The 24,782-nt window shown below is 71.7% G+C and carries 24 protein-coding genes and 2 pseudogenes; 25 read left to right on the top strand and 1 reads right to left on the bottom strand.

Annotated elements, in window-relative coordinates:
* Positions 1–55 precede the first annotated feature (55 nt).
* From HJG52_RS06155 to trmD, 15 genes and pseudogenes are all read left to right on the top strand, one after another.
* Entirely contained in the window at positions 56–2,437 is a 2,382-nt protein-coding gene (locus HJG52_RS06155; protein ID WP_171242591.1) for a [protein-PII] uridylyltransferase, read from the top strand.
* A gap of 249 nt (positions 2,438–2,686) precedes the next feature.
* Entirely contained in the window at positions 2,687–4,309 is a 1,623-nt protein-coding gene (gene ffh / locus HJG52_RS06150; RefSeq protein ID WP_171242590.1) for a signal recognition particle protein, read from the top strand.
* On the top strand, positions 4,306–5,112 hold the full coding sequence (locus HJG52_RS06145; protein ID WP_171242589.1) for an alpha/beta fold hydrolase: 807 nt from the start codon (positions 4,306–4,308) through the stop codon (positions 5,110–5,112). The genes ffh and HJG52_RS06145 overlap by 4 nt, the downstream gene beginning before the upstream one ends.
* A gap of 65 nt (positions 5,113–5,177) precedes the next feature.
* Positions 5,178–6,266 carry an amidohydrolase family protein gene (locus HJG52_RS06140; protein WP_171242588.1) on the top strand — a complete coding sequence of 363 codons (1,089 nt, stop codon included), beginning with the start codon at positions 5,178–5,180 and terminating at the stop codon, positions 6,264–6,266.
* A gap of 186 nt (positions 6,267–6,452) precedes the next feature.
* Positions 6,453–7,481: a sulfate ABC transporter substrate-binding protein gene (locus HJG52_RS06135; protein ID WP_171242587.1), complete on the top strand. Its 1,029-nt coding sequence runs from the start codon at positions 6,453–6,455 to the stop codon at positions 7,479–7,481.
* 2 nt (positions 7,482–7,483) lie between these two features.
* Positions 7,484–8,440: a sulfate ABC transporter permease subunit CysT gene (cysT, locus tag HJG52_RS06130; protein ID WP_206069935.1), complete on the top strand. Its 957-nt coding sequence runs from the start codon at positions 7,484–7,486 to the stop codon at positions 8,438–8,440.
* Positions 8,437–9,243: a sulfate ABC transporter permease subunit CysW gene (cysW, locus tag HJG52_RS06125; protein ID WP_171242586.1), complete on the top strand. Its 807-nt coding sequence runs from the start codon at positions 8,437–8,439 to the stop codon at positions 9,241–9,243. Before cysT ends, cysW begins: the two co-directional genes overlap by 4 nt.
* The gene (locus HJG52_RS06120; RefSeq protein ID WP_171242585.1) at positions 9,240–10,250 is read left to right on the top strand and encodes a sulfate/molybdate ABC transporter ATP-binding protein; all 1,011 of its coding nucleotides are present in this window, start codon (positions 9,240–9,242) and stop codon (positions 10,248–10,250) included. Before cysW ends, HJG52_RS06120 begins: the two co-directional genes overlap by 4 nt.
* A 64-nt stretch (positions 10,251–10,314) precedes the next feature.
* Positions 10,315–10,788, top strand: coding sequence for an RrF2 family transcriptional regulator (locus HJG52_RS06115; RefSeq protein WP_206069934.1), 474 nt, complete (start codon positions 10,315–10,317; stop codon positions 10,786–10,788).
* A 53-nt stretch (positions 10,789–10,841) separates the two neighbouring features.
* Positions 10,842–12,268: pseudogene (locus HJG52_RS06110) on the top strand (SDR family NAD(P)-dependent oxidoreductase).
* A 217-nt stretch (positions 12,269–12,485) separates the two neighbouring features.
* A pseudogene (gene rpsP, locus HJG52_RS20645) lies at positions 12,486–12,992 on the top strand (30S ribosomal protein S16); the annotation flags it as partial.
* Between the two features lie 66 nt (positions 12,993–13,058).
* Entirely contained in the window at positions 13,059–13,247 is a 189-nt protein-coding gene (locus HJG52_RS21965) for a sunset domain-containing protein (protein WP_488153910.1), read from the top strand.
* A gap of 2 nt (positions 13,248–13,249) precedes the next feature.
* Positions 13,250–13,492 carry an RNA-binding protein gene (locus HJG52_RS06100; protein ID WP_171242582.1) on the top strand — a complete coding sequence of 81 codons (243 nt, stop codon included), beginning with the start codon at positions 13,250–13,252 and terminating at the stop codon, positions 13,490–13,492.
* A 90-nt stretch (positions 13,493–13,582) separates the two neighbouring features.
* Entirely contained in the window at positions 13,583–14,152 is a 570-nt protein-coding gene (gene rimM / locus HJG52_RS06095) for a ribosome maturation factor RimM (protein ID WP_171242581.1), read from the top strand.
* Between the two features lie 29 nt (positions 14,153–14,181).
* Positions 14,182–15,381 (top strand): tRNA (guanosine(37)-N1)-methyltransferase TrmD, encoded by a 1,200-nt coding sequence (trmD, locus tag HJG52_RS06090; protein ID WP_171242580.1) that lies wholly within the window; start codon positions 14,182–14,184, stop codon positions 15,379–15,381.
* Here the strand turns inward: trmD and HJG52_RS06085 are convergent.
* Positions 15,378–16,136 carry an ABC transporter permease gene (locus tag HJG52_RS06085; protein WP_171242579.1) on the bottom strand — a complete coding sequence of 253 codons (759 nt, stop codon included), beginning with the start codon at positions 16,134–16,136 and terminating at the stop codon, positions 15,378–15,380. The two genes, trmD and HJG52_RS06085, sit on opposite strands and share 4 nt — an antisense overlap.
* A 230-nt stretch (positions 16,137–16,366) precedes the next feature.
* On the opposite strand from HJG52_RS06085, the gene HJG52_RS06080 reads away from it, so the two are divergent.
* The 10 genes from HJG52_RS06080 to dprA all read left to right on the top strand — a co-directional run bounded on the left by HJG52_RS06080 (position 16,367) and on the right by dprA (position 24,782).
* Positions 16,367–17,437: a substrate-binding domain-containing protein gene (locus tag HJG52_RS06080; protein ID WP_171242578.1), complete on the top strand. Its 1,071-nt coding sequence runs from the start codon at positions 16,367–16,369 to the stop codon at positions 17,435–17,437.
* 35 nt (positions 17,438–17,472) lie between these two features.
* Entirely contained in the window at positions 17,473–17,694 is a 222-nt protein-coding gene (locus HJG52_RS06075) for a hypothetical protein (protein ID WP_171242577.1), read from the top strand.
* Positions 17,695–17,904: 210 nt separating this feature from the next.
* Positions 17,905–18,264, top strand: coding sequence for a 50S ribosomal protein L19 (gene rplS, locus HJG52_RS06070; protein WP_171242576.1), 360 nt, complete (start codon positions 17,905–17,907; stop codon positions 18,262–18,264).
* Positions 18,265–18,342: 78 nt separating this feature from the next.
* The gene (gene lepB, locus HJG52_RS06065; RefSeq protein WP_171242575.1) at positions 18,343–19,098 is read left to right on the top strand and encodes a signal peptidase I; all 756 of its coding nucleotides are present in this window, start codon (positions 18,343–18,345) and stop codon (positions 19,096–19,098) included.
* Positions 19,095–20,360 carry a signal peptidase I gene (lepB, locus tag HJG52_RS06060; RefSeq protein ID WP_240977179.1) on the top strand — a complete coding sequence of 422 codons (1,266 nt, stop codon included), beginning with the start codon at positions 19,095–19,097 and terminating at the stop codon, positions 20,358–20,360. Before lepB (HJG52_RS06065) ends, lepB (HJG52_RS06060) begins: the two co-directional genes overlap by 4 nt.
* Position 20,361: 1 nt before the next feature.
* Entirely contained in the window at positions 20,362–21,135 is a 774-nt protein-coding gene (rnhB, locus tag HJG52_RS06055) for a ribonuclease HII (RefSeq protein ID WP_171242574.1), read from the top strand.
* Positions 21,132–21,461, top strand: coding sequence for a DUF2469 domain-containing protein (locus HJG52_RS06050; protein ID WP_171242573.1), 330 nt, complete (start codon positions 21,132–21,134; stop codon positions 21,459–21,461). The genes rnhB and HJG52_RS06050 overlap by 4 nt, the downstream gene beginning before the upstream one ends.
* 200 nt (positions 21,462–21,661) lie before the next feature.
* A complete protein-coding gene (locus tag HJG52_RS06045) occupies positions 21,662–22,045 on the top strand; it encodes a YraN family protein (protein WP_171242572.1) in 384 nt (127 codons plus the stop codon).
* On the top strand, positions 22,042–23,583 hold the full coding sequence (locus tag HJG52_RS06040; protein WP_171242571.1) for a YifB family Mg chelatase-like AAA ATPase: 1,542 nt from the start codon (positions 22,042–22,044) through the stop codon (positions 23,581–23,583). The genes HJG52_RS06045 and HJG52_RS06040 overlap by 4 nt, the downstream gene beginning before the upstream one ends.
* Positions 23,580–24,782, top strand: a complete 1,203-nt coding sequence (dprA, locus tag HJG52_RS06035; protein ID WP_171242570.1) for a DNA-processing protein DprA — start codon at positions 23,580–23,582, stop codon at positions 24,780–24,782. Before HJG52_RS06040 ends, dprA begins: the two co-directional genes overlap by 4 nt.

Here is a 24,782-nt window from a genome sequence, read left to right as displayed (position 1 = left end):
GACGGAGGTGTGCCGCGTGGTCCAGCCAGCCGTGCGACGACCGAGAGGCGTGAAGATGACGTTGCAGACCGACGTGGCCGCACGGCGGCTCGACCTTGCCGGGGCGCGAGGGTTCGAGGTCCCGGGGGCCGGGGCAGCGCGCCGTGAGGCGGTCGCCGGCCTGACCCGCGAGTGGCTGTGCGGCGTGTGGGACGAGGCGCTGGAGGGCCGTTCGAGCGAGGGCATCGCGCTCGCCGCCGTCGGCAGCCTCGCTCGCGGTGACGCCGGGCCGCTGAGCGACGTCGACCTGGTCCTGCTGCACTACGGGCGCTCCCTCGGGGGCGACCAACTCAGGCAGCTGGCCGACCGGGTCTGGTACCCCGTGTGGGACGCGGGCATCAAGCTCGACCACTCGGTGCGCACCGTCAACCAGTGCCGGACGGTCGCCTCAGGTGACCTGACCGCGGCGGTCGGCCTGCTCGACCTCGACTGCGTGGCGGGGGACCCCGACGTGGTGGCGGCGGCCCGATCGACCGTCGCCCACGACTGGCGGGCCAACGCCCGCAAGCGCCTACCGGACCTGCTGGAAGCGTTGCGCGCCAGGCATTCTCGGCACGGCGACCTCGCCCAGAGCCTCACACCGGACCTCAAGGAGGCCCACGGCGGCCTGCGCGACCTGACGGTCCTCGACGCCCTCGTCGCGGCCTGGCTGACCGACCGTCCACGCGATGGCCTCGACGAGGCGCACGGGGTGCTGCTCGACGTCCGCGACGCCGTGCACGTCGTGACCGGTCGTGGGCGCGACCGGCTCACCCGCGAGGACCAGGACGCCGTGGCCGCGTTGCTCGGTCACGCGGACGCCGACGAGCTGCTGACCTCCGTGGCGGGGGCAGGACGCACCATCGCCTACGCGCTCGACGGCACCGTCCGGCGCGCGGGGCAGTCCCAGCGCGCCCGCACCCTGCGGGTCGGCCCCCGCCGCCCCCAGCTCAACCCGCTCGGTTACGGCATGTTCGAGCACGACGGGGAGGTCGTGCTGGGACCGCGCAGCGCGTTGTCGACCGATCCGCTGCTGCCGCTGCGCGCGGCGGTCGTCGCTGCGCGCAGCCACCTGCCCATCCCCCCCACCACGCTGGCCAACCTGGCCGGGCAGGCGCCGAGCCTGCCCGAGCCGTGGCCGGCCATCGCCCGTGACCTCTTCGCCGACCTGCTGGCCACGGGACCGGGGCTCGTCGCCGTCTGGGAGGGGCTCGACCAGGCCGGCATCATCGACCGCTGGCTGCCCGAGTGGGCGTCGGTGCGCTCGCGGCCGCAGCGCAACGCGGTGCACCGCCACACCGTCGACCGGCACCTCGTCGAGACCGTCGTCGTCGCCGGGGGACTGGTTCGTGAGGTGGCCCGCGCCGACCTGTTGCTGCTCGCCGCCCTGCTCCACGACATCGGCAAAACCCCTGGGGCACATGATCATTCGACTGTCGGCGCACCCATCGCACGCGCAGTCGCCACCCGGCTCGGGTATACCGCGCCGGACGTCGCCGTCGTGGAGACCCTCGTGCGCGAGCACCTCACCCTCATCGACCTGGCCACCCGGCGCGACCACCAGGACCCTGCGACCGTGGTCGCCGCCCGCAAGGCCGCGGACGGGTCCCGTGAGGTCTTCGAGCTGCTGCTCGCCCTCACCGAGGCCGATGCGAGTGCAGCCGGACCGCAGGCCTGGACCGACTGGCGGGCGAGCCTGCTGCGCCAGCTCGCCGAGGCGACCCGGGCCGGCTGGGACGCCGACGCGGTCGACCCGGCGGGCCCGGCGGCGTCCACGACGGTCGCGCGGTCCGAGCTGGAGGCGGTGGCGGCGGGGGAGCCGCGGGTGGTGGTGCGCCCGCAGGGCGGCAGCTACCGCATCGACGTGTTCGACCGCGACCGCCTCGGGCTGTTCGCCGACACCGCCGGGCTGCTGGCCGCCCAAGGGCTCGTCGTCCGGACCGCGATCCTGCGCACCGTCGACGGCGTCGCCGCCAACGAGTGGCACGTCGAGAGCCCGAGCGGGGAGGAACCCCACGAGGAGCGGATCGTGCGCGGCCTCGCCCGGCTCGCCGAGGGTGACCGGGCGCCGCTCGGGCTGCTCGAGCGACGACGCCGGTATGCCGGCCGGCCCAGCGGGGAGTCCGGCACGGGTTCGCCCGGGCAGGCGCGGGCGCTCGTCGTGCCCCACGCGTCCGACGAGGCCACCGTCATCGAGGTGCGCGCCCAGGACCGCCCGGGTCTGCTGCACGAGCTCGGCATGGGGTTCGCCAAGGCGGGCCTGTCGGTCCGGTCGGCCCACATCGCCACGTATGCCGGCCAGACCCTCGACACCTTCTACCTCACCGAGTTCGGTGGCCGGCTCCTGTCGCCGGCCAAGGTCGCCCAGACCGTGGCGATGGTCATCGACACCTGCGACGGCCCCGCCCCCACCTCCTGACCACCCCATCACCGCCTGACCGCCCCCGGACCCCTGGCGAACTTTGGCCCAAAGTTCGCCCGTGCTTGGAAGGTTCCCGGCGTGGGGGAACTTTGGCCCAAAGTTAGCTCCGACCTCGGGCCGGGTCGGCACGACCGGGTGAGCACGCGGCATACCGGGACGTCTGCGTCGACGGTTGCCATGGCAACCGTCGACGCAGACGCAAGCGGGCGCGCGAGGGGGTGCGGCGGCTCGTTTAGGCTGGGGCGCGTGTTCACCAGTCTTTCCGACCGCCTGACAGCCACCTTCAAGAACCTCCGGGGCAAGGGGCGGCTGACCGAGTCCGACGTCAACAGCACGATCCGCGACATCCGCCTTGCGCTGCTCGACGCCGACGTCGCGCTACCGGTCGTCAAGCAGTTCACGGCGGGCGTGCGCGAGCGGGCGCTCGGTGCGGAGGTGTCGCAGGCGCTCAACCCGGCCCAGCAGGTCGTCAAGATCGTCAACGACGAGCTCGTGTCGATCCTCGGCGGCGAGACCCGCACGATCCAGTACGCCAAGAACCCGCCGACCGTGATCATGCTCGCGGGCCTCCAGGGTGCTGGTAAGACCACGCTCGCCGGCAAGCTCGCCTACTGGCTCAAGGACCAGGGCCACACCCCGATACTGGTCGCCGCCGACCTCCAGCGCCCCAACGCCGTCACCCAGCTCGAGGTCGTCGGTGAGCGTGCGGGTGTCCCGGTCTTCGCGCCCGAGCGCGGCAACATCGGCGGCCACGACGCCGTCGGGCCGACCGGCGAGGGCACGCGCAGCTTCGGTGACCCGATTGCCGTGAGCCGGGCCGGTATCGAGCAGGCCCGCCAGAAGCAGCACGACGTCGTCATCGTCGACACCGCCGGCCGCCTCGCCGTCGACGCCGACCTCATGCAGCAGGCCGCCAACATCCGCGCCGCGATCCAGCCCGACGAGGTCCTGTTCGTCATCGACGCGATGATCGGCCAGGCCGCGGTGGAGACCGCCCAGGCATTCCAGGAGGGCGTCGACTTCACCGGCGTCGTGCTGTCCAAGCTCGACGGTGACGCCCGCGGTGGTGCGGCCCTGTCGGTCGCGAGCATCACCGGGCGGCCGATCATGTTCGCCTCCACGGGCGAGAACGTGAAGGACTTCGAGGTCTTCCACCCCGACCGGATGGCCTCGCGGATCCTCGACATGGGTGACGTGCTCACCCTGATCGAGCAGGCCGAGCGGGCGTTCGACCGCAGCCAGGCCGAGGAGATGCAGCGCAAGTTCCTCGCCGAGGAGGACTTCACCTTCGACGACTTCCTGTCGCAGATGGCCGCGCTGAAGAAGATGGGTGGCCTCAAGTCGATGCTCGGGATGATGCCGGGCATGGGCCAGATGAAGGCCCAGCTCGACAACCTCGACCCCAAAGAGTTCGACCGCATCGAGGCCATGGTGCGCTCGATGACGCCGTTCGAGCGCACCCACTCCAAGCAGATCAACGGATCTCGCCGCGCCCGCATCGCCAAGGGTTCGGGTGTGCAGGTGTCCGAGGTCAACGCGCTGCTCGAGCGGTTCACCGAGGCGCAGAAGATGATGAAGCAGCTCGCCCGTGGCGGCGGCATCCCCGGCATGCCGGGCATGCCCGGCATGGGTGGCGGCAAGGGCAAGCGCGGCAAGCAGCAGCCGCAGCGCAAGAAGTCCAAGTCCGGCAACCCCGCCAAGCGGGCCGCCGAGGAGCGCGCAGCAGCCGAAAGGGCCACTGCCGCAAAGGGATCCGGCGGAGGCTCAGCGTTCGGCGCCGGTGGGCAGGGAGCCGGGAACGGCGGCATACCCACCGATCTCGACCCCAACAACCTGCCGGCCGGCTTCGAGAAGTTCCTCGGTCGGTGACCCTTCACACCATCTCCGTCGGCACCGCGGGACCGCGAATCGCCTTTCTCCACGGGCTTTTCGGGCAGGGACGCAACTGGCAGCAGATCGCCAAGGCCCTCGCCGGCCCGAACGGCGACCAGGTGCGTGCGACCCTCGTCGACCTGCCCGACCACGGGCGCTCGCCGTGGTCGCAGGAGTTCTCCTTCGAGGCGTATGCCGCGGCCGTCGCCGCGACGTTGCGCGCGGTCGACCCCGACGCGAGGTGGGCCGTGGTCGGCCACTCCCTCGGCGGCAAGGTGGCGATGCTGCTCGCGCTGGAGCACCCCGACCTCGTCGACCGGGTGGCCGTCGTGGACATCGCCCCGAAGTCCTACGGCTCGCTGGAGCGGTTCGAGGGCTACATCAGCGAGATGAAGAGGCTGCCGCTCGACCAGCTGACCAGCCGGGCCGACGCGGAGGCGAGGTTCGAGGAGAGCGACCCGGGGGTCAAGGCCTTCCTGCTGCAGAACCTGCGCCGTGACGGCGACGGGTGGCGCTGGCAGGCCAACCTGCCGCTCGTGGCAGCCGATGCCGACAAGGGCACCGGTTCGGCCATCGCCGGGTGGCCACTGACGCCTGGCGAGGTCGAGCCGTTCCCGGGCCGCGCGCTGTGGATCGCCGGCGGCGACTCCGAGTACATCCGCGACGAGGACGCCGAGGCGATGCGCGCCTACTTCCCGCGGGTGCGGCTGCTCACCGTCAAGGGCGCGACCCACTGGGTGCACACCGACGCCCCCGAGGTCGTCATCGAGGCGCTGCGCCGGTTCGCCACGCTCAGTTGAGTGCCTGACACCGACCTATAGGGAGGTCTCAGGCACTCAACTCGTGCGTGGGTAGGGTCGGATTCATGACGGCACCGGTGCTGCACCTGGTCGGGGAGGTCCTCGTCGGACCCGAGGACGTGCGACCCGAGGCGTGGGTCGTGGAGGGACGGCTCACGTTCGAACGCCCGACGGCCGACGGGCTCGACATCGAGACTGTCCGCGGCTTCGTGCTCCCTGGGCTCGTCGACGCCCACTGCCACGTGGGGCTCGACGCCCACGGTGCCGTGGACGACGCGACGTCGGAGCAGCAGGCGCTGGCCGACCGTGACGCCGGCACCCTGCTCATCCGCGACGCCGGGTCGCCCGCCGACACGCGGTGGATCGACGAGCGCGACGACCTGCCCAAGGTCATCCGCGCCGGCCGCCACATCGCGCGCACCCGCCGCTACATCCGCAACTACGCGTGGGAGGTCGAGCCCGAGCAGCTCGTCGAGCGCGTGCGCATCGAGGCCCGCGCCGGGGACGGCTGGGTCAAGCTGGTGGGGGACTGGATCGACCGGGGGGAAGGCGACCTCACGCCGTGTTGGCCGGTCGACGTCCTCACCGATGCGATCGCCGCCGCCCACGAGGAGGGCGCCCGGGTGACCGCGCACTGCTTCGGCGAGGCGTCGCTCTACGACTTCGCCGCCGCGGGCACCGACTGCATCGAGCACGCGACCGGTCTCGAGGACGAGACGATCCGCCAGTTCGCCGAGCAGGGCATCGCCATCGTCCCGACCCTGGTCAACATCGCGACCTTCCCCCAGATCGCCGAGCCCGCGCGCGAGAAGTTCCCCCGCTACCACCGCCACATGATCGACCTCTACGACCGCCGACTCGACACGATCCGCGCGGCGCGCGAGGCCGGCATACCCATCTATCTCGGCACCGACGCGGGCGGCTCGCTGCCGCACGGACTCGTCGCCGAGGAAGCCGTCGAGCTCACCAAGGCGGGACTCACCCCGAGCGAGGCGTTGTATGCCGCGGCCTGGGGTGCGCGTGCGTGGCTCGGCCGCCCGGGGCTCGAGGAGGGCGCGGAGGCGGACCTCGTCGTCTACGACACGGACCCGCGCGAGGAGATCGGTGCCCTGGGCCATCCGTCGCGAATCGTGTTGCGCGGCATCACGATCTGAGCCCGGACGGCTTCGGCGGCCGCGGGCGGCGGGCGCAGGCGCGCGGCACACGAGCGGGGATCCCAGCGCGACCACATCCTGAGACATAATCCGACGTTATTTGACCGATAACGCCATGCTATCCAAAACTCCTACTTGTCCAACAGGAGATCGGACGCCCACGTCCATCGCAGACCAGGAGCACCCATGCCCAGCCCCCGCCTCGCCCTCACCGCCACCCTCGCCGTCGCAGCGTTGGCCCTGGGCGCCTGTGCCGGTGGTGGGGCCAGCGACTCCACCGACGCCGCCGGCGACGCCGGCAAGGCGGCGGTCACCCTCAACCTCTACGCGTACGCCGTCCCGAAGGTCGGCTTCGACAAGGTCATCCCCGCCTTCGAGAAGACCGATGCCGGCAAGGGCGTGCAGTTCCAGCAGTCCTACGGCCCCTCGGGCGACCAGTCGCGCAAGGTCGCGGCGGGCGCGAGCGCCGACTTCGTCAACTTCTCGGTGGAGCCGGACATCACCCGCCTCGTCGACGCAGGCCTGGTCGACACCAGCTGGAATGCCGGTGAGCACAAGGGAATTCCGTTCGGCTCGGTCGTGACCATCGTGGTGCGCAAGGGCAACCCCAAGGGCATCAAGGACTGGGACGACCTACTCAAGCCAGGAGTCGAGGTCGTCACCCCCAACCCGTTCAGCTCGGGCTCGGCCAAGTGGAACCTGCTGGCGCCGTATGCCGCGAAGAGCCAGGGCGGAAAGGACCGCGCCGCCGGGCTCGCCTTCATCGACAAGCTCGTCAGCGACCACGTCAAGGTGCAGCCGAAGTCGGGCCGCGAGGCGACCGAGACATTCCTCCAGGGCACCGGCGACGTGCTGCTCAGCTATGAGAACGAGGCGCTGTTCGCCGAGCGCAGCGGTGACGCCGTCGAGCACGTGACCCCGGCGCAGACCTTCAAGATCGAGAACCCCACGGCAGTCATCAAGACCAGCAAGAACGCCGCGGCGGCCAAGGCCTTCAACGACTACCTGTTCACGCCGGAGGCCCAGGACCTGTGGGCACAGGCAGGGTTCCGGCCCGTCGATCCGACGGTCGCGGCGAAGTACGCGAAGGACTTCCCGACACCCGAGAAGCTGTGGACCATCGACGACCTCGGTGGCTGGAAGACCGTCGACGGTGACCTGTTCAAGAAGGAGACCGGCGCGATCGCCGTCATCTACGACAAGGCCACGAAGTAGGCATGGCACTGACCCACACCAGGGGCAGCGAGGCGGAGCGCTCCGCCTCGCTGCCCGATGCCGTGCCCGAGGCTGTGCCCGACCGGCCGGTGGCACACAGCGCGGTCGTGGCCGGCCTGGAGCCAGTGGCCCCGACCGACGCGGAGGCCCCCAGCGCTGTGCGGACTCGACGCTGGACTGCGCGCCCGCTCGGTGTGGGCGTCGTTGGCCTGTGGCTGAGCGTCATCGTGCTGCTGCCGCTCGCCGCGCTCGCGGCGACCTCGCTCGAGGGCGGGGCCGGGGGGTTCGTGGCCGCGGTGAGCGAGCCCGGAGCCCGCGCGGCGTTGTGGGTCACCGTCTGGGTGTCGGCTGTCGTCGCGGTGCTCAACGCAGTGATGGGAACCCTCATCGCCTGGGTCCTCGTCCGCGACGAGTTCCCGGGCAAGCGTGTCGTCAACGCGCTCATCGACCTTCCGTTCGCCCTGCCGACCATCGTCGCCAGCATCGTCCTGCTCTCGCTCTACGGCCCGAGCAGCCCGGTCGGCATCCACCTCAACGCCACCCAACCGGGCCTGCTCGTCGCACTGGCGTTCGTGACCCTGCCGTTCGTCGTCCGCTCGGTCCAACCAGTGCTGCTCGAGCTGGACCGTGACGTCGAGGAGGCCGCGGCGTCGCTGGGGGCCTCCAACCGGACGACCTTCCGCCGGGTCGTGCTTCCCACGCTGGCCCCGGCGATCCTCGGCGGGGCCGGGCTGGCGTTCGCCCGGGCCATCGGCGAGTACGGGTCGGTGGTCCTCATCGGCGGCAACATCCCGAAGAAGACCCAGGTCGCCTCTCAGTACATCCAGCAGCAGGTCGAGACCGACCAGCCGGTCAACGCCGCGGCCGTCTCGGTCGTGCTGCTGCTCATCGCGTTCGCCACCCTCTTCGTCCTGCGCTGGGCGGCCGGCCGTGGACGGGCGCGGGAGGTGTCGTCGTGAAGGTGTCCACCCCAACCCGGCTCACGCTTCGCGTCGTGGCGCTCGGCTACCTCGTGGTCCTCCTGCTGGTCCCGGTAGTGCTCATCCTCTGGCGCACGTTCGAACCGGGTGTCGGCGCGTTCCTCGACTCGGTGCGGACCCCGGCCGCCATCTCCGCGCTGAACCTGTCCCTGCTGATCGTCGCGATCGTGGTGCCACTCAACGTGGTCTTCGGCGTGGGGACTGCGTTGGCACTGGTCCGCGGACGGTTCCGCGGACGGGGCGTCCTTCAGGCGGTCGTCGACCTGCCGTTCGCGGTCTCGCCCATCGTCGTCGGTGTCGCGCTCATCATGCTGTGGGGCGTCGGCGGCTGGTTCGGGTTCGTCGAGCGGTCGGGCTTCAAGGTCATCTTCGGCCTGCCGGGCATGGTCATTGCCACCCTCTTCGTCACGCTGCCGTTCGTCGTGCGCGAGGTCGAGCCGGTCCTGCACGAGATCGGCACCGAGCAGGAGCAGGCAGCGGCAACGCTCGGCGCGAGCTCGTGGCAGACGTTCTGGCGGATCACGCTCCCCGCGATCCGCTGGGGCCTCACCTACGGTGTGGTGCTGACGGTGGCCCGCGCGCTGGGGGAGTTCGGTGCGGTGATCATGGTCAGCTCCGGATTCCCGGGCGTGAGCCAGACGCTGACTCTGCTGGTCCACTCGCGCTACCTCGACGACCACAACACCTACGGCGCGTATGCCGCGGCCACCCTCCTCATGGGGCTCGCCGTGGTCACGCTGCTGCTCATGACCGTGCTGGACCGAAAGAGGAGCACCCGATGATCACCGTGTCCGGAGCCAGGAAGTCCTACGGCGACTTCACGGCACTCGACGACGTCTCGCTGGAGATCCCGCCCGGGTCGCTCACCGCGCTGCTCGGCCCCAGCGGTTCGGGCAAGTCCACGCTGCTGCGGGCGATCGCGGGGCTGGAGACCCTCGACTCCGGAAGGGTGGCGATCGCCGGAGTCGATGTCACCGGCCTGCCACCGCAGAAGCGCGGCATCGGCTTCGTCTTCCAGCACTACGCGGCGTTCAAGCACATGACCGTCCGCGACAACGTGGCGTTCGGCCTCACCATCCGCAGGAAGCCCAAAGCCCAGGTCAGGGCCAAGGTTGACGAGCTGCTCGAGATCGTCGGGCTCGAGGGTTTCCAGCACCGCTACCCGAGCCAGCTCTCCGGTGGCCAGCGCCAGCGGATGGCGTTGGCTCGCGCGCTCGCCGTCGACCCCGAGGTGCTGCTGCTCGACGAGCCGTTCGGCGCACTGGACGCCAAGGTGCGCGCCGACCTGCGGCGCTGGCTGCGCAGGCTGCACGACGAGGTCCACGTGACCACGGTCCTCGTCACCCACGACCAGGAGGAGGCCCTCGACGTGGCGGACCGCATCGCGGTGCTCAACAAGGGCGGCATCGAGCAGGTGGGCAACCCCGTCGACCTCTACGACCGGCCGGCCAACGATTTCGTCATGTCCTTCCTCGGGTCGGTCGCCCGGCTCGGTGGTCTGCTGGTCCGCCCGCACGACATCGAGCTGAGCCGGGACCGGGCGGCCGCGGTCGCCGCCGACCGATCCGTGCCGGGGTCACCCGGCGTGATCGACGCGGTCGTCGAGCGCGTGGTCCGGCTGGGCTTCGAGGTGCGCGTGGAGCTGCGTGCCCACACCGGCGAGCGGTTTGCGGCGCAGCTGACGCGCGCCGAGGCAGATGCCCTTGCCCTGCGCCCCGGCGACGAGGTCCACGCCAGGGCCCGGCAGACCCAGGACGTCCTCGAGGTCGACCCGGCACTGGCCATCTGACGCGACGGCCGTGGCCCGGCTGGCTGGGTAGCCATGGCCGGGGTGGCCCCGGCCATGCGCCACAATGTCCGACGTGGACATCTCGGCGCGCACGGAGTACGCGGTTCGCGCCATGCTCATCCTCGCCGAGGCCGCCACCACGGCGGCCGGCCCGGTCAGTGTCGAGACCCTGGCCTTCCGGCAGACCCTGCCGCGCAAGTTCCTCGAGGCGATCGTCGCCGACCTGCGCACCGCCGGGCTGGTCCGCAGCACCCGCGGGGCCCGTGGCGGCTACACCCTCACCAGGGAGCCGCGCGACATCTCCCTCGGTGACGTCTTCCGCGCGGTCGACGGCCCGCTCGCGGAGGTGAGGGGACTGCGGCCGCACGAGACGGCATACGACGGCGTCGCCCAGAACCTGCCCACCATCTGGGTCGCGGTCCGCGCCAGCCTGCGCACCGTCCTCGACGAGACCAGCCTCGCCGACGCGCTCTCCGGTGACCTGCCGCCGCACGTGCGCGCGCTCGCCGAGGACCCCGATGCCTGGACCAGCCGGTGACCGACGCCGCCTCGTCCAACCCGGAGGCGCTCGACCCCGCCCGCGAGCAGGCCCTGGCCGGTGAGCTGCCGACCGGCCTCGACCCCGACGACCTCGCCACCACCCTGCGGGTCCTCGCCCAGCTGCCCGAGCTCGCCGCCGACGACGCCGCGATCCAGGTCGTCAAGCGTGCGACCGGCCGGATGTACAAGCAGATCCGCAAGAGCCGCCGCCGCGAGGCCAAGCAGCCCCAGATCCGGCACGACGAGGCCCTGCTCGCGCAGACCGCCACCGGCTCGCCGCTGCGGATCGACGACGAGACCAAGGGCATCCTGCTCACGGTGCCACCGGTCGGCACCACTGTCGGTGAGCTGATCAACCCGCGTGGCTGCTACATCTGCAAGACCGACTACACGACCGTCGACGCGTTCTACCACTGGCTGTGCCCCGACTGCGCGGCCACCAGCCACCGCAAACGCGTCCAGCGCGCCGACCTCACGGGCAAGCGGGCCCTGCTCACCGGGGGACGCGCGAAGATCGGCATGTACATCGCGCTCATGCTGCTGCGTGACGGGGCCCACCTCACGATCACGACGCGGTTCCCCAAGGACGCGGCGAGACGCTTTGCGGCACAAGAGGATTCGGCCCTCTGGATCGACCGGCTCAAGATCGTCGGCATCGACCTGCGCGACCCCACCCAGGTCGTCGCGCTCGCCGACGAGGTCGCCTCCGACGGCCCGCTCGACATCCTCATCAACAACGCGGCGCAGACGGTCCGCCGCTCACCCGGCGCCTACTCCCACCCCCCGCCAACCTCGTCCGCACCCTCGGTGCGCACCGCGTCGCCCACCACGAGGGCGAGTCTCAGGAGCACGCCGCCGAGGCGCTCGCCGCCCGCACCGCCGCACAGATGACCGAGATGGCCCTGACCGCGGGGCACGCGAGCCTCGACGCCCACCTGGCCGGCACGGCCGTCGACGCCGGCGGCTTGCTGCCCGACACCCAGACCAACAACAGCTGGACCCAGGTCGTCGACGAGGTCGACCCGCTCGAGCTGCTCGAGGTGCAGCTGTGCAACGCGACCGCCCCGTTCATCCTCGTGTCGCGGCTGCGCCCGGCCATGCGCGCGGCCGTGGCTGCGGGCGCGCGGCGGGCCTACGTCGTCAACGTCTCGGCCATGGAAGGCCAGTTCTCGCGCCGCTACAAGGGCGCCGGCCACCCGCACACCAACATGGCCAAGGCCGCGCTCAACATGCTGACCCGCACCAGTGCGGGGGAGATGTTCGAGACCGACCAGATCCTCATGACCGCGGTCGACACCGGCTGGATCACCGACGAGCGCCCCCACCACGAGAAGCTGCGCATCGCCGCCGAGGGCTGGCACGCACCGCTCGACCTCGTCGACGGTGCCGCCCGCGTCTACGACCCGATCGTGCAGGGCGAGGCCGGGCAGGACCTGTTCGGCGTCTTCCTCAAGGACTACGCGCCGCACCCCTGGTGAGCAGGCGGCATACGAGCGAGGTATGCCGCGTGGCCGGGTTGGTGCCCGGGCGCCGGGAAGGCGCGTGGTCGGGAGCACCCCCTCGCGTCTGGCAGAATGGTCCGCTGTACACCTTCCGGCCGGCGTATCACGGCACGGATACCTACCCCGGGTGACGGCACCCCGCACAGATCGCGTGCGGTCTCGCCGTGCTCACAACCGAACGGAGACCACACTCGTGGCCGTCAAGATTCGTCTCAAGCGGATGGGCAAGATCCGCACCGCCATCTACCGCGTCGTCGTCATGGACTCGCGCACCAAGCGCGATGGCCGCGCGATCGAGGAGATCGGCAAGTACGACCCGAACCAGAACCCGTCGCTCGTCGAGATCGACATGGAGCGCGCCGACTACTGGGTCGCCCAGGGCGCCCAGCCGACCGAGGCCGTCGCCGCGCTGCTCAAGCTCTACAAGGACGGCACCCTCCAGGTCGCCGAGAAGAAGCCCTCCAAGAAGGAGCTCTACGAGGCCGCTGTCGCCGCCGCCGGCAAGTCCGGTGACGACGAGTCGGGTGCCACCACGCCGAAGAAGCGCGCCGCCAAGAAGGCCGCCGAGGAGCCCAAGACCGACGACGCCAAGGCCGAGGTGCCGGCGGAGAACGCCGAGCAGGCCGAGCAGGCCGCCGAGTTCGCCGACCTGACCCCGGACGCCGCCAAGGCCGCGGCCGAGGACGGCGCGACCGACGAGGTCACCAGCCCGGCCGAGGCCACCCCGGCCACCGAGACCACCGAGGCTGCTGCCGCGGAGGCCGAGCTGCCGAAGGGTGCCGCCGCTCCGCTCGAGGGTGGCGAGGCTCCCGAGGGCTACACCATCAAGGGCAACAAGGACTCGATGAAGTTCCACGAGCCCGACGGCCAGTGGTACGACCAGACGATCGCCGAGGTCTGGTTCAAGACCGCGGCCGACGCCGAGGCCGCCGGCTTCACCAAGGCCGGAGCCTGATCGTGCTGGAGGAGGCGCTCGAGCACCTCGTCAAGGGCATCGTCGACCACAAGGACGACGTCGTCGTGCGGCACAAGGAGCTGCGTCGCGGCGAGATCCTCGAGGTGCGCGTGCACCCCGACGACCTCGGTCGCGTCATCGGCCGCTCGGGTCGCACCGCCAGCGCGCTGCGCACCGTGATGGGTGCGCTGTCCGGCGGGCGCAACGTCCGGGTCGACATCGTCGACACCGACCGCGTGCGCTGACCAGTTTCACGCCAACGCCGAAGGCCGTCGGGACACCTGTCCCGGCGGCCTTCGTTCGTCGGGGCGCACCCGCCTGAGAGGATCACCCGTATGCCGCAGCCCCCCTCCGCCTCCCCGGCGCGTGACGAGCTGCTCGTCGCCCGCATCGGCAAGCCCCACGGCCTGCGCGGTGAGGTCACCGTGCAGGTGCACACCGACGACCCCGAGGGGCGGTTCGTCGAGGGTGCTGAATTCCGCACCGAGGCGGCTGCCGGGTCGGGCGTGCCACGGACGCTCACGATCGCGAGCCACCGGGTCCACCGCGGCATCTGGCTGCTCGGGTTCGAGCAGATCCCCGACCGTACCGGTGCCGAGTCCCTGCGCGGGACACGGCTTTTCGTCGACGCGGATTCCCTCGCCGACGACGGCGACGACGATGACGACGAGGGCTGGTACGAGGACGACCTCGTCGGCCTCACCGTCGTCGACCCGTCCGGTGCCACGCTCGGCACGGTCAGCGGCCTGCTCATCGGCACCGCCCAGGACCTGCTCCAGGTCACCCTGACCGACGGCACCGAGGCGCTCATTCCCTTCGTCGAGGCGATCGTGCCCGAGGTCGACGTCGAGGGCGGTCGCGTCGTCATCGACCCACCTCCCGGCCTCCTCGACCTCAACTCATGAACGTCGACTCGTGAAAACCGTTGGCAGCCATGCGAATTGACGTCGTCTCGATCTTCCCCGAGTACCTCGCGCCCCTCGACCTGTCGCTTATCGGCAAGGCTCGGCGGGACGGGCTGCTCGACGTGCGCGTCCACCAGCTGCGCGACTTCACCCACGACCGGCACCAGACTGTCGACGACACGCCCTACGGGGGCGGCGCCGGCATGGTGATGAAGCCGCAGCCGTGGGCAGAGGCACTCGACGCCGTGGTCGCCTCAGGTGACGCGGGTGCGCGTCCCCGGGTCATCGTGCCCGGGCCTGGCGGTATGCCGTTCACGCAGGCGTTGGCGCGCGAGCTCGCCGAGGAGCCGTGGCTGGCGTTCGCGTGCGGACGCTACGAGGGCATCGACGAGCGCGTCTACGGTTATGCCGCGGACGACCTCGGTCTGCGCGTCGACGTCGTGTCGCTCGGCGACTACGTGCTCAACGGGGGAGAGGTGGCGGTCCTCGCCATCACCGAGGCCGTGGCCCGCCTGCTGCCCGGGGTCATCGGGAACGCCGAGTCCCTCGTCGAGGAGTCGCACGAGGACGGCCTGCTCGAGTACCCCGTCTTCACCAAGCCCGCGTCGTGGACCTCGCCGACCGGCACGACCCGCGACGTCCCGCCGGTGCTGCTGTCCGGTGACCACGGGGCCATCGCCCGCTGGCGCCACCAGCAGCGGCTCGAGCGCACCGCCGCCCGACGCCCCGACCTGCTCCACTCGAGCCAGGCAGCCGACGGTGAGCTCGCGGCATACGACCTGTCCGTGGCGACGCGCGGTGACGCGGCCGAGCTGCTCACCCTCACCCGCGCGTGCTGGGCGCAGGAGTACGTGCGGTACGGCCTGTTCGGCGCGGGGACGGACACGGTGGACGAGTTCGCCGACGAGCTGGCCGAATGGACGACGTGGGTCTTGCGCAGCGCGGGGCGGCTCGTGGCGTCGGTGCGCGCCCGACTCGACCCGGCCGACCCCACGACCTGGCAGATCGGCCGGCTCATGGTCGCCCCCGACCTGCAGGGCCGCGGTCTCGGCCGGGCGCTGCTTGCCTTCGCGGAGGCACAGGCGCCGGTCGGCACGATCACCTTCTGGCTCAACACCGGCGAGCGCAGCGAGCGCAACCTCAAGATCTACAAGAAGGCCGGGTACCGCGTGCGACCCGGCGTGGGAGCCCACCCCGAGACGGTCGACCTGACCAAGCGCGCCCGTTAGTCGATCAGTTCGGCGCGCACGTCGGCCGGCACCAACCGCCTGGCCTCGATGAGGCGTTCGCCGACGAGCACCGTCACGGTCTGCGCGGCCATGATCCCGAAGAGCACCAACACCTGCGCGGTGGCCGCCTGCACGGGTGAGCCGCCGCCGAGCATCACGCCGATGAACGCGCCGGGGAGCGTGACGACCCCCGTCGTCTTGACCTGGTCGAGGCCGGGCAGGAGTGCCTCGGGCGCCCGCCGGTGGATCAGCTCGTTGATCGCCTGCGCAGGCAGCAGGCCGATCGACAGGCACGCCTCGTAGAGCCCGCGCTCCTCGCGCAACGCCGCGAAGGCGCGCCGGCCGAGCAGCGTGTTGGCGGTCATCGCGTTGCCGATGATGATGCCTCCCACCGGGATCACCGCGATGCCCTTGGGCGGGATGGTGCCGGTCGCGAGGACGATCGCGAGGACGGGCACGACGCCGCACGCCATCGCCAGTGCCGCCCACGGCCACGCCCGCGCGGCCTCGATCCGGCGGCTCGTCGTGAGCACCCCGATGCCGAACATCACCACCAGCAGCAGGCACGACAGCACCAGGCTGCGGACCACCGCGGCGATGACGAGGGCGGCGACCCCGAGCTGGAGGATCGCGCGCACAGCCGCCACGACGACCGGCCGCTCCATCGCGTAGCCAGCGGTCCGGTGCGCGACGAGCGTCACGGCCAGCAGCAGCACCAGGGCTGCCGCGACCGGCCAGCCCGGGTCGATGCTCACGAGGGACGAGGGTATGCCGCGGGGCCGACTCCCGCGGCAGCGTCAGCTTTCGGGCGAGTGGCCGAAAGTTCCGGCAGTGGGGGGCGGTCGGGCCGAGAACTCGGGCGCGTGGCCGAAAGTTTGGCGGCCCGGCCGGCCTCGGGCCGCCCCCGGCTTGCCAGGGCCAGTAGAGTTCTGTATCGTTTTTCTAGAACGATTTAGTAGAACGATGCAGTGAGGAGGTGGTCGCGGTGGGGAACGTGACCCTGCGGACCGTGGCCGAGCAGGCCGGTGTCTCGGTCTCGACCGTGTCGAACGCTTACAACAAGCCCGACCAGCTCTCGGCCCAGGTGCGTGACCGCGTGCTCGAGACGGCCAAGCGCCTCGGGTATGCCGGGCCCAACCCGGCTGCCCGCAGCCTGCGGTCCCAGCGGGCGGGCGCCATCGGCCTGCTGTTCACCGAGCAGCTGTCCTACGCCTTCTCCGACCCGTACTCCGTCGGCATGCTCGCTGGCCTGGCCGAGGTGGCCGAGGAGTTCAAGACCGGGCTCCTGCTCATCCCGCTCGAGCACTACGACCCGAGCCACCCCGAGGACGCCGAGCCGTCGGCCGAGACGATGCGCCAGTCGGTCGTCGACGCGGTCGTGGCCTACTGCGTCGACGCCGACCACCCCGCGCGCCTGGTCGCCATGGAACGAGGGCTGACCGTGGCCTCGACCATCGACATCGACGACGACCGGCAGAAGTACGTGCTCATCGACGAGGCCGGGGCCGCCGCCTCGCTGGGCGGGCTGCTGCGCGACCTCGGTCACCAGCGGGTCGGCGTCATCGTCGACTCCAGGATGGACGACGTCGAGCCCCGGACCACGCCCCGGGTGGTGCGGCCCGAGGACGAGGCGCAGCTGTTCGTCGACTCGCGCATCCGACTCGACGGCCTGCGTGACGCGCTCGGCCCGGACGTCGAGGTCATCCCGGTCTTCGCCGGGCACAACTCGACGGAGGCAGGTGCTGCCGCCGCGGCATACCTCCTCGACCACCAGAACCGGCCTACGGCCATCGCCTGCATCAGCGACGTGCTCGCCCTCGGCGCACGCGACGCGATCCGCCAGTGCGGGCTCGAGGTCGGCCGCGACGTCTCGCTCACCGGCTTCGACGACATCCCGCGGGCCGCCGAGGTCGGCCTCACCACCGTCCGCCAGCCCATCCACGAGAAGGGTCGCCTGCTCGGCCGCATGGTGCTCGACCCCGAGTTCGAGCCGCGCCGCGTGGTGCTGCCCACCGAGCTCGTCGTCCGGTCCAGCACCGGCCCGGCGCCCCACTGACCACCCACCACAGTTCCACCGCAAGGAGATCCACGATGAACGACTTCATCGCCCTGACCACCATCCGCCGCGGCGGCGCCTCCGAGGCGCTGTCCGCCCGCCCCGACGCCCCGGTCGTCGACGACGGGTATGCCGCGAAGCCGGCTCCCGTGGCCGCCGCACCTCGCGGGGTGCGCCGGTCGCTGGCCGCCACCTTGCGCGCCGCCGCCAAGGTCGAGCGTCGCTGGGCCGACCGGCTCGACCCCGCCTGCGGCTGACGACGCGCGGTAGGCCGCGCGGAAGGTGCGGTCGCCGATTTCTGGTGGGGAGCTCCTGCGTGGCAGAATGGCTCCTCGCGCCACCTCGACCACGGCCCCTGCCACAGGGGGAGTGCCCAGCACGCGGCCCGCGGATCGGCGCATCTCACATCACGTAGCACCACCAGACCCGTGGGTGACCTGTGGCACCGACGAGAAAGCGACACCGTCATGCAGCGTTTCGACGAGCTCGACAAGGCCTCCATCCGCGAGGACATCCCCGCCTTCCGCGCCGGTGACACCGTCAAGGTTCACGTCAAGGTCGTCGAGGGCAACCGCTCCCGCATCCAGGTCTTCCAGGGCGTGGTCATCCGTCGTCACGGTGGCGGCGTCGGCGAGACCTTCACCGTCCGCAAGGTGTCCTTCGGTGTCGGCGTGGAGCGCACGTTCCCGCTGCACACCCCGATCATCGACAAGATCGAGGTCGTGACCCGCGGTGACGTCCGTCGCGCCAAGCTCTACTACCTGCGCGACCTGCGCGGCAAGGCCGCCAAGATCAAGGAGAAGCGCGAGACGACCCCCGCCAAGTAAGGCGAGGTCACTGCGCACCGTCGGCCGCGACGTGTCCCTGCGAGACGTCCCAGTGCCGAGGGTTAGGCTCCGGATGCGATGAACCCCGGACCCGAACCATCAGATCAGGACCTGGCCACCGCGTCCTCGGCTGCCGACCGGCAGCCCGACGCCAAGGCCGGGTCAGGCGACGCCAAGGGCGGCCCTTCGTGGCTGCTGCTCATCGGCATCGCACTCGTCGTGATGGTCCTGGTCCGGGGTTTGCTCGTGCAGTCCTTCTACGTGCCTTCCGGGTCGATGGAGCGCACCATCGAGCCCGGTGACCGCATCCTGGTCAACAAGCTCGTCGGGGCCGACTCGATCAAGCGCGGCGACGTGGTCGTCTTCGACGGCTCGACGAGCTGGGCCGTCGACGACCGCACGCCGCACCAGGACGACGGCCTCATCGGGCGGACCCTCGCCTCGATCGCCAAGGCCATCGGCATCGACGTCGGCGAGCAGGACTTCATCAAGCGGGTCATCGGCCTGCCGGGCGACCGGGTCGTCTGCTGCGACAGCTCCGGACGGCTCACCGTCAACGGCACCGCGGTGCAGGAGCCGTACATCTACCCCGGAGACAAGCCCAGCGAGCTCACCTTCGACATCGTCGTGCCCAAGGACCGGCTCTGGGTGATGGGTGACCACCGCTCCGACAGCGCGGACTCCCGTTCCCACCTCGGCGACCCCGGCGGCGGCACCGTGCGCGTCGACGACGTCATCGGGCGCGCCGTGGTGACCTACTGGCCGCTGTCGCGCACAGGTGGGTTCGATCACCCGAGCCAGCTCGCCGGCATACCTCGGGCGAGCACCCCATGACCGGCGCCCCTGGCGACGGCCGCGGGCGCGGCGACGACTGGCTCGGCTGGGAGCCGGAGCCCGTCGAGCCTGCCGACGCGCCCACGTCCCAGCAGGACCACGCGATCGAGACGACCGGTCCCTGGCTGCGCCACGAGCCGCAGGACCTCGAGGCGTTCTCGCCCCGCGAGCCCTCTCCGTGGCTCGCACCCGACACCGTCGCCGACGCACCCGCCCGGCACGACGCCGTCGAGGACACCGGGGTGCCGCCCACGCTCGCGGAGGACCCCGCGATCCCGGAGACCACCCCGACGATGGCCACCGCCCCGACGGCCGTGCTGCCGACGGTGACACCGCGGGCGGACCACGCGGCGATCGCGGGGGATGCCGCGGGGGATGCCGCGGGGGACGCCGCGCGCACCGACACCGACGCCCAGGACACCGACCGTCAGCGCAAACGCAAGGGCAGCGGCAAGGACGACGCCGACGAGCCGACCAGCGGGTTGGCAGTTCTGGGGGCGGCCGTCAAGGAGTTCGCGATCGTCGTCGGCATGGCCCTGGTCCTGTCGTTCATCGTCAAGACGTGGCTGCTGCAGGCGTTCTACATCCCGTCCGGCTCGATGGAGAACACCCTGCTGGTCAACGACCGCGTCATCGTCAGCAAGCTGACGCCTGGCCCCTTGGAGCTCAAGCGGGGCGACATCGTCGTGTTCGCCGACCCGGGCGACTGGGTCGACCCGCCGGTGGAGGAGAAGCACGGCAAGGTCGCGACCATCGTCCGCGACGCCATGATGTTCGTCGGACTGCTGCCCGACGACTCCGAGAACCACCTCATCAAGCGGGTCATCGGCCTGCCCGGTGACCACGTCGCATGCTGCGACCAGGGCGGACGGCTCACCGTCAACGGCCAGCCCGTGGTGGAGCCCTACCTCAAGCCCGGGGTCGCCCCGAGCGACCAGGACTTCGACGTCGTCGTGCCACGCGGACGCGTGTGGGTCATGGGGGACAACCGCTCGGGGTCGGCCGACTCGCGCGCCCACCTGGGCCCCGAGAACGACGTGCGCCTCGGCTCGGTCGACGAGCGGCTCATCGTCGGGCGCGCCGTCGCGCTGGTGTGGCCGCTGGACCACCTCACCTGGCTGGGCAACCCGTCGCAGACCTTCAAGGACGTGCCGGCGCCCAAGCCGACCGACGCCGAGGAGTCGCCGCCCACAGACGGCGAGCCCGGCACCGACGCACCGACCACCGGCGGCGGTGACGTCGGCACCGAGGGTGGTGGCTGACATGGCACCCACCACGACCCGCCGGGCCAAGCCGGTGGGGAGCCGCAAGCCGAGCCTGCGCGTGGAGCGCCAGCTCCAGCGTGACGGCCACCGGGTGCTCGCCGGCATGGACGAGGTCGGTCGCGGCGCGCTCGCCGGACCGGTCAGCGTCGGCGTCGTCCTGATCGACGAGACGTGCCGCAGCGCGCCGGCCGGGGTCAAGGACTCCAAGCTGCTGACGCCGGCCGCGCGGGTGTCGATGGTGCCGCGGATCCGCCGGTGGGCGATGGCGTATGCCGTGGGGCACGCCTCCGCGGCCGAGATCGACGAGATCGGCATCATGGCCGCGCTCCGGCTGGCCGGGTGCCGCGCGCTCGCTGCCGTGGGTGTCGTGCCCGACCTGGTCATCCTCGACGGCAACCACGACTGGCTGACCGCGCCGGAGGAGGTGGGGCTGTTCGCCTTCGCCGACGATGGCGCGGCAACGGGGCCGCAGACGCCGCCGGTGACGACGATGATCAAGGCCGACCTGAAGTGCTCCTCGGTCGCGGCCGCCTCCGTCCTCGCCAAAGTCGAACGCGACGCCCTGATGATGGCCGCCGCGCCCGACCACCCGGCATACCGGTGGGAGGAGAACAAGGGGTATGCCGCGCCGGAGCACCTCGCCGCGCTCGAGACCCACGGCGCCTCGGTGCTGCACCGGCGCTCGTGGCGCCTCCCCGGGGTGGGGCTCGCGGACGACGGGGGCCATGATGGCGGTGTGCAACCGAGCCAGCTGGAGATGGGCGCGCGATGAGTGCTGAGGACCTCGAGAAGTACGAGTCCGAGATGGAGCTGCAGCTCTATCGCGAGTACCGCGACGTCGTCGGGCTGTTCTCCCACGTCGTGGAGACCGAGCGGCGGTTCTACCTGTGCAACTCGGTCGACGTGAAGGTGCGCTCCGACGGCGGCGAGGTCTACTTCGACGTCACCATGCAGGACGCGTGGGTGTGGGACATCTACCGGCCCGCGCGGTTCGCCAAGCAGGTGCGGGTCGTGACGTTCAAGGACGTCAACGTCGAGGAGCTGGCCAAGTCGGACCTCGAGCTGCCCAAGGGCGGCGGGTTCCAGCCCGGCGCCTGAGGCGCGCGGGCGGCCGACCGCCGGGTATGCCGCGTGGTCCCGAGCGCGCGCGAGCGGTGCTGTGCGTGCGGGAGGGTCCGGTCGGGGCCGTCCGGTCGGGGCTGTGCGGTTGTCCACAGGGGGTCGACGCCGGGCGTACTGTCCACAGGCCGGGACTCTGAGGGCTGACAGGTGTCGGATGGGGTCGCCAGCCTTGGGGCATGGCGAATTCCGATGCGGGACATGAGGATCCGCGACGAGTCCTGGGTTCCTGGGGAGAGCGGCTGGCGGCGCGCTACCTGCAGGACCGCGGTTTCGAGCTGGTCGACCGCAACTGGCGGTGTCGGCACGGCGAGATCGACATCGTGGCCCGTGATGGGGACTGCCTCGTCTTCTGCGAGGTGAAGACCCGCCGCTCCCAGCGGTTCGGGTCACCCGTGGAAGCGGTCCACTGGGAGAAGGCGGCGCGGCTGAGACGGTTGGTGGCCGCGTGGCTCCAGGCGCACGACGTGCATGCGCCGCAGGTGCGCATCGACGTCATCGGCATCGTCCTGGTGGCCGGGTCGCCGGCCAGGCTGCGGCACCTCGAGTCGGTGGTGGCATGAGCCGGGGGTTCGGGTCCACACGGTCGGTCACCCTGGAGGGGCTGGTCGGGGCCGTCGTCGAGGTGGAGGCACACCTGTCCGGTGGGCTTCCGGCCTTCATGCTGGCGGGGCTGCCGGACACGGCCTGCGCACAGTCGCCGCACCGCGTCAAGGCAGCGATGGCCGGTGTGGGGCGGCTGCTGTCGCAGGACCGCATCACCGTCAACCTGTCGCCGGCGTCGATCCCCAAGAACGGCAGCGGTTTCGACCTGCCCATCGCCGTCGCCATCGCAGCCGCGGTCGGCCTGGTGCCCGAGAGTGCGGTGCGCGACGTCGTGCACATCGGTGAGCTCGGCCTCGACGGCGCGATCCGAGCGGTGCGTGGCGTGCTGCCCGCGGTGCTCTCGGCATCGCGGGCCGGCTTCCACGACATCGTGGTGCCACCCGCCAACGCCGCCGAGGCGCGGCTGGTCCCCGAGGTGCGGGTGCACACTGCCGCCAACCTGGGTGACCTCCTGGCCTCGTATGCCGCGACGGGCCGACCGCCCGAGACCGAACCCGACCCCTCGGACGCGACCGACCCGGCTGCTCCGGCTGGTCCGGACCTGGCCGAGGTGGTCGGCCAGCAGGAGGCCAGGGACGCCCTCGAGCTGGCCGCCGCCGGCGGCCACCACCTCTTCCTGCTCGGGCCACCCGGCTCCGGCAAGACGATGCTCGCCGAGCGGCTGGTCTCGATCCTCCCGCGCCTGACCCGGGAGCAGTCGATCGACGTGCTCGCGGTGAAGTCGTTGCTGGGCCTGACCGCGGCCGAGCTGGACCTGCGGGGGATGCCGCCGTTCGTGGCACCGCACCACAGCGCCAGCCAGGCCGCCATCATCGGCGGCGGCAGCGGTGCGGTCCGACCGGGGCTGATCAGCCAGGCCCACCACGGCGTCCTGTTCCTCGACGAGGCCCCGGAGTTCAAGGTCGGGGCCCTGCAGGCGCTGCGCCAGCCGCTGGAGTCCGGGCACGTGGTGGTCGCGCGGGCACGCTCGGCGGTGCGCTTCCCGGCGCGGTTCCAGCTGGTCATGGCGGCCAACCCGTGCCCGTGCGGACTCGGCTACGGCAAGGGGGTCGGCTGCTCCTGCTCGCCTCGAGACAAGCGAGCCTACGTCGCCAAGCTGTCCGGCCCCCTGTTGGACCGCGTCGACCTGCAAGTGGAGGTGCAGGCGGTCACCCGTGCCTCGCTGGAGCTCGGCGGGGGCGAGCCGAGCGAGGCGGTGGCCCGCCGCGTCGTGGCTGCGCGGTCGGCGCAGGCGGAGCGTTGGAAGGACACGAGGTGGCGGCTGAACAGCGAGGTGCCCGGGTCGCGGCTGCGCCGCCCACCCTGGCGGCTGCCCGGCAGCGTCACCGTCGACCTCGAGCGGGCCCTCGACCGCGGCACACTGACGCTGCGCGGCTACGACCGGGTGCTGCGGGTGGGCTGGACGCTGGCCGACCTCGGTGGCCGGGTGGTGCCGACGCGCGAGGACCTCGGGCAGGCCCTGATGTTCCGCAGCCAGCAGGCGGTGGCGGCATGAACCCACAGGACCGCGGGGTCCGCGCCTGGCGGGCGGTCGAGCTGCCGTCGCCACGCGACGTGGCGGCTGAGCTCGCCAGGGTATGTCGTCTGGTCCCCGACGAACGCGCCGCCCGGATGGTGTGGGCGCGGCTGGTCGAGCCGGAGAACAAGGAGGCCATCGCGACTGTGGCCAAGGGCGGCGCCCGCGCTGCACTGGAGGAGCTCAAGCCCGAGGAGGACATTGCGCGCAACGCCTTCCCGCGGTTGCTCGACATCGACCCCGCTCGCGAGCAGTCGATCCTGCGAGCCCTCGGCGCGCGGGTGCTCATCCCGGGCGACGACGAGTGGCCGGTCGCAGTCGAGGACCACCCCGAGCCGCCGTTGTGCCTGTGGGTCCGCGGGTCGGGTGACCTCGTCGACCTGACCGAGCGCAGTGTGGCCATCGTCGGGGCGCGGGCCGCCACGGCATACGGGGTGCACACGGCACGCGAGCTCGGCGCCGGAGTCGCCGACCGTGAGTTCACGGTGGTCTCCGGTGCTGCCTACGGCATCGACGCCGCCGCCCACGAAGGGGCGCTCGCGGTCGAGGGCACCACCGTCGCGGTGCTGGCGGGTGGGATCGACCGCGCCTACCCGGCCAGCCACGCCGGGCTGCTCGAGCGCGTCGCGGCCACCGGTGCCGTGGTGACCGAGGTGGCACCGGGGTCGGCGCCGACGCGGTGGCGCTTCCTCAGCAGGAACCGGATCATCGCCGCGGTCAGCGGGGCAACGGTCGTTGTCGAAGCGGGGTTGCGGTCCGGGTCGCGCAACACGGCCAAGCACGCCCGCGGGATGGGCCGGCCGATCGCGGCCGTGCCGGGACCGGTGACCTCCGCCGTGTCGGCCGGGTGCCACGAGCTGATCCGTGGTGGCGCGACGCTCGTCACGGACGCCGCCGAGGTGGTCGAGCTGGCCGGTCGCATCGGTGAGCTCGCGCCGCTGAAGCAGGAGCAGGCCACGCTCGTCGACGAGCTGGATCCCGTGCAGCGCCGCGTGTTCGAGGCGATGCCCACGCGGGCGCCGGCCGACCTGGAGGCGCTGGTGCGGCGCTCCGGAATGTCAGGGCGGCAGGTGCGGGCGGCGCTGGCGCAGCTCGAGCTGAGTGGGCTGTCCGAGCGCCGACCCGGTGGCTGGCGCAAGGCGGGGGAGGAGCGCAAGGGGGTGGCGGGACAGATCTAG

The sequence above is a fragment of the Knoellia koreensis genome (assembly GCF_013041615.1).
Lineage (GTDB): Bacteria > Actinomycetota > Actinomycetes > Actinomycetales > Dermatophilaceae > Pedococcus > Pedococcus koreensis.
The sequence above is the reverse complement of the archived record's forward strand: the minus strand, read 5'-3'. Positions and strand labels throughout refer to the sequence as shown.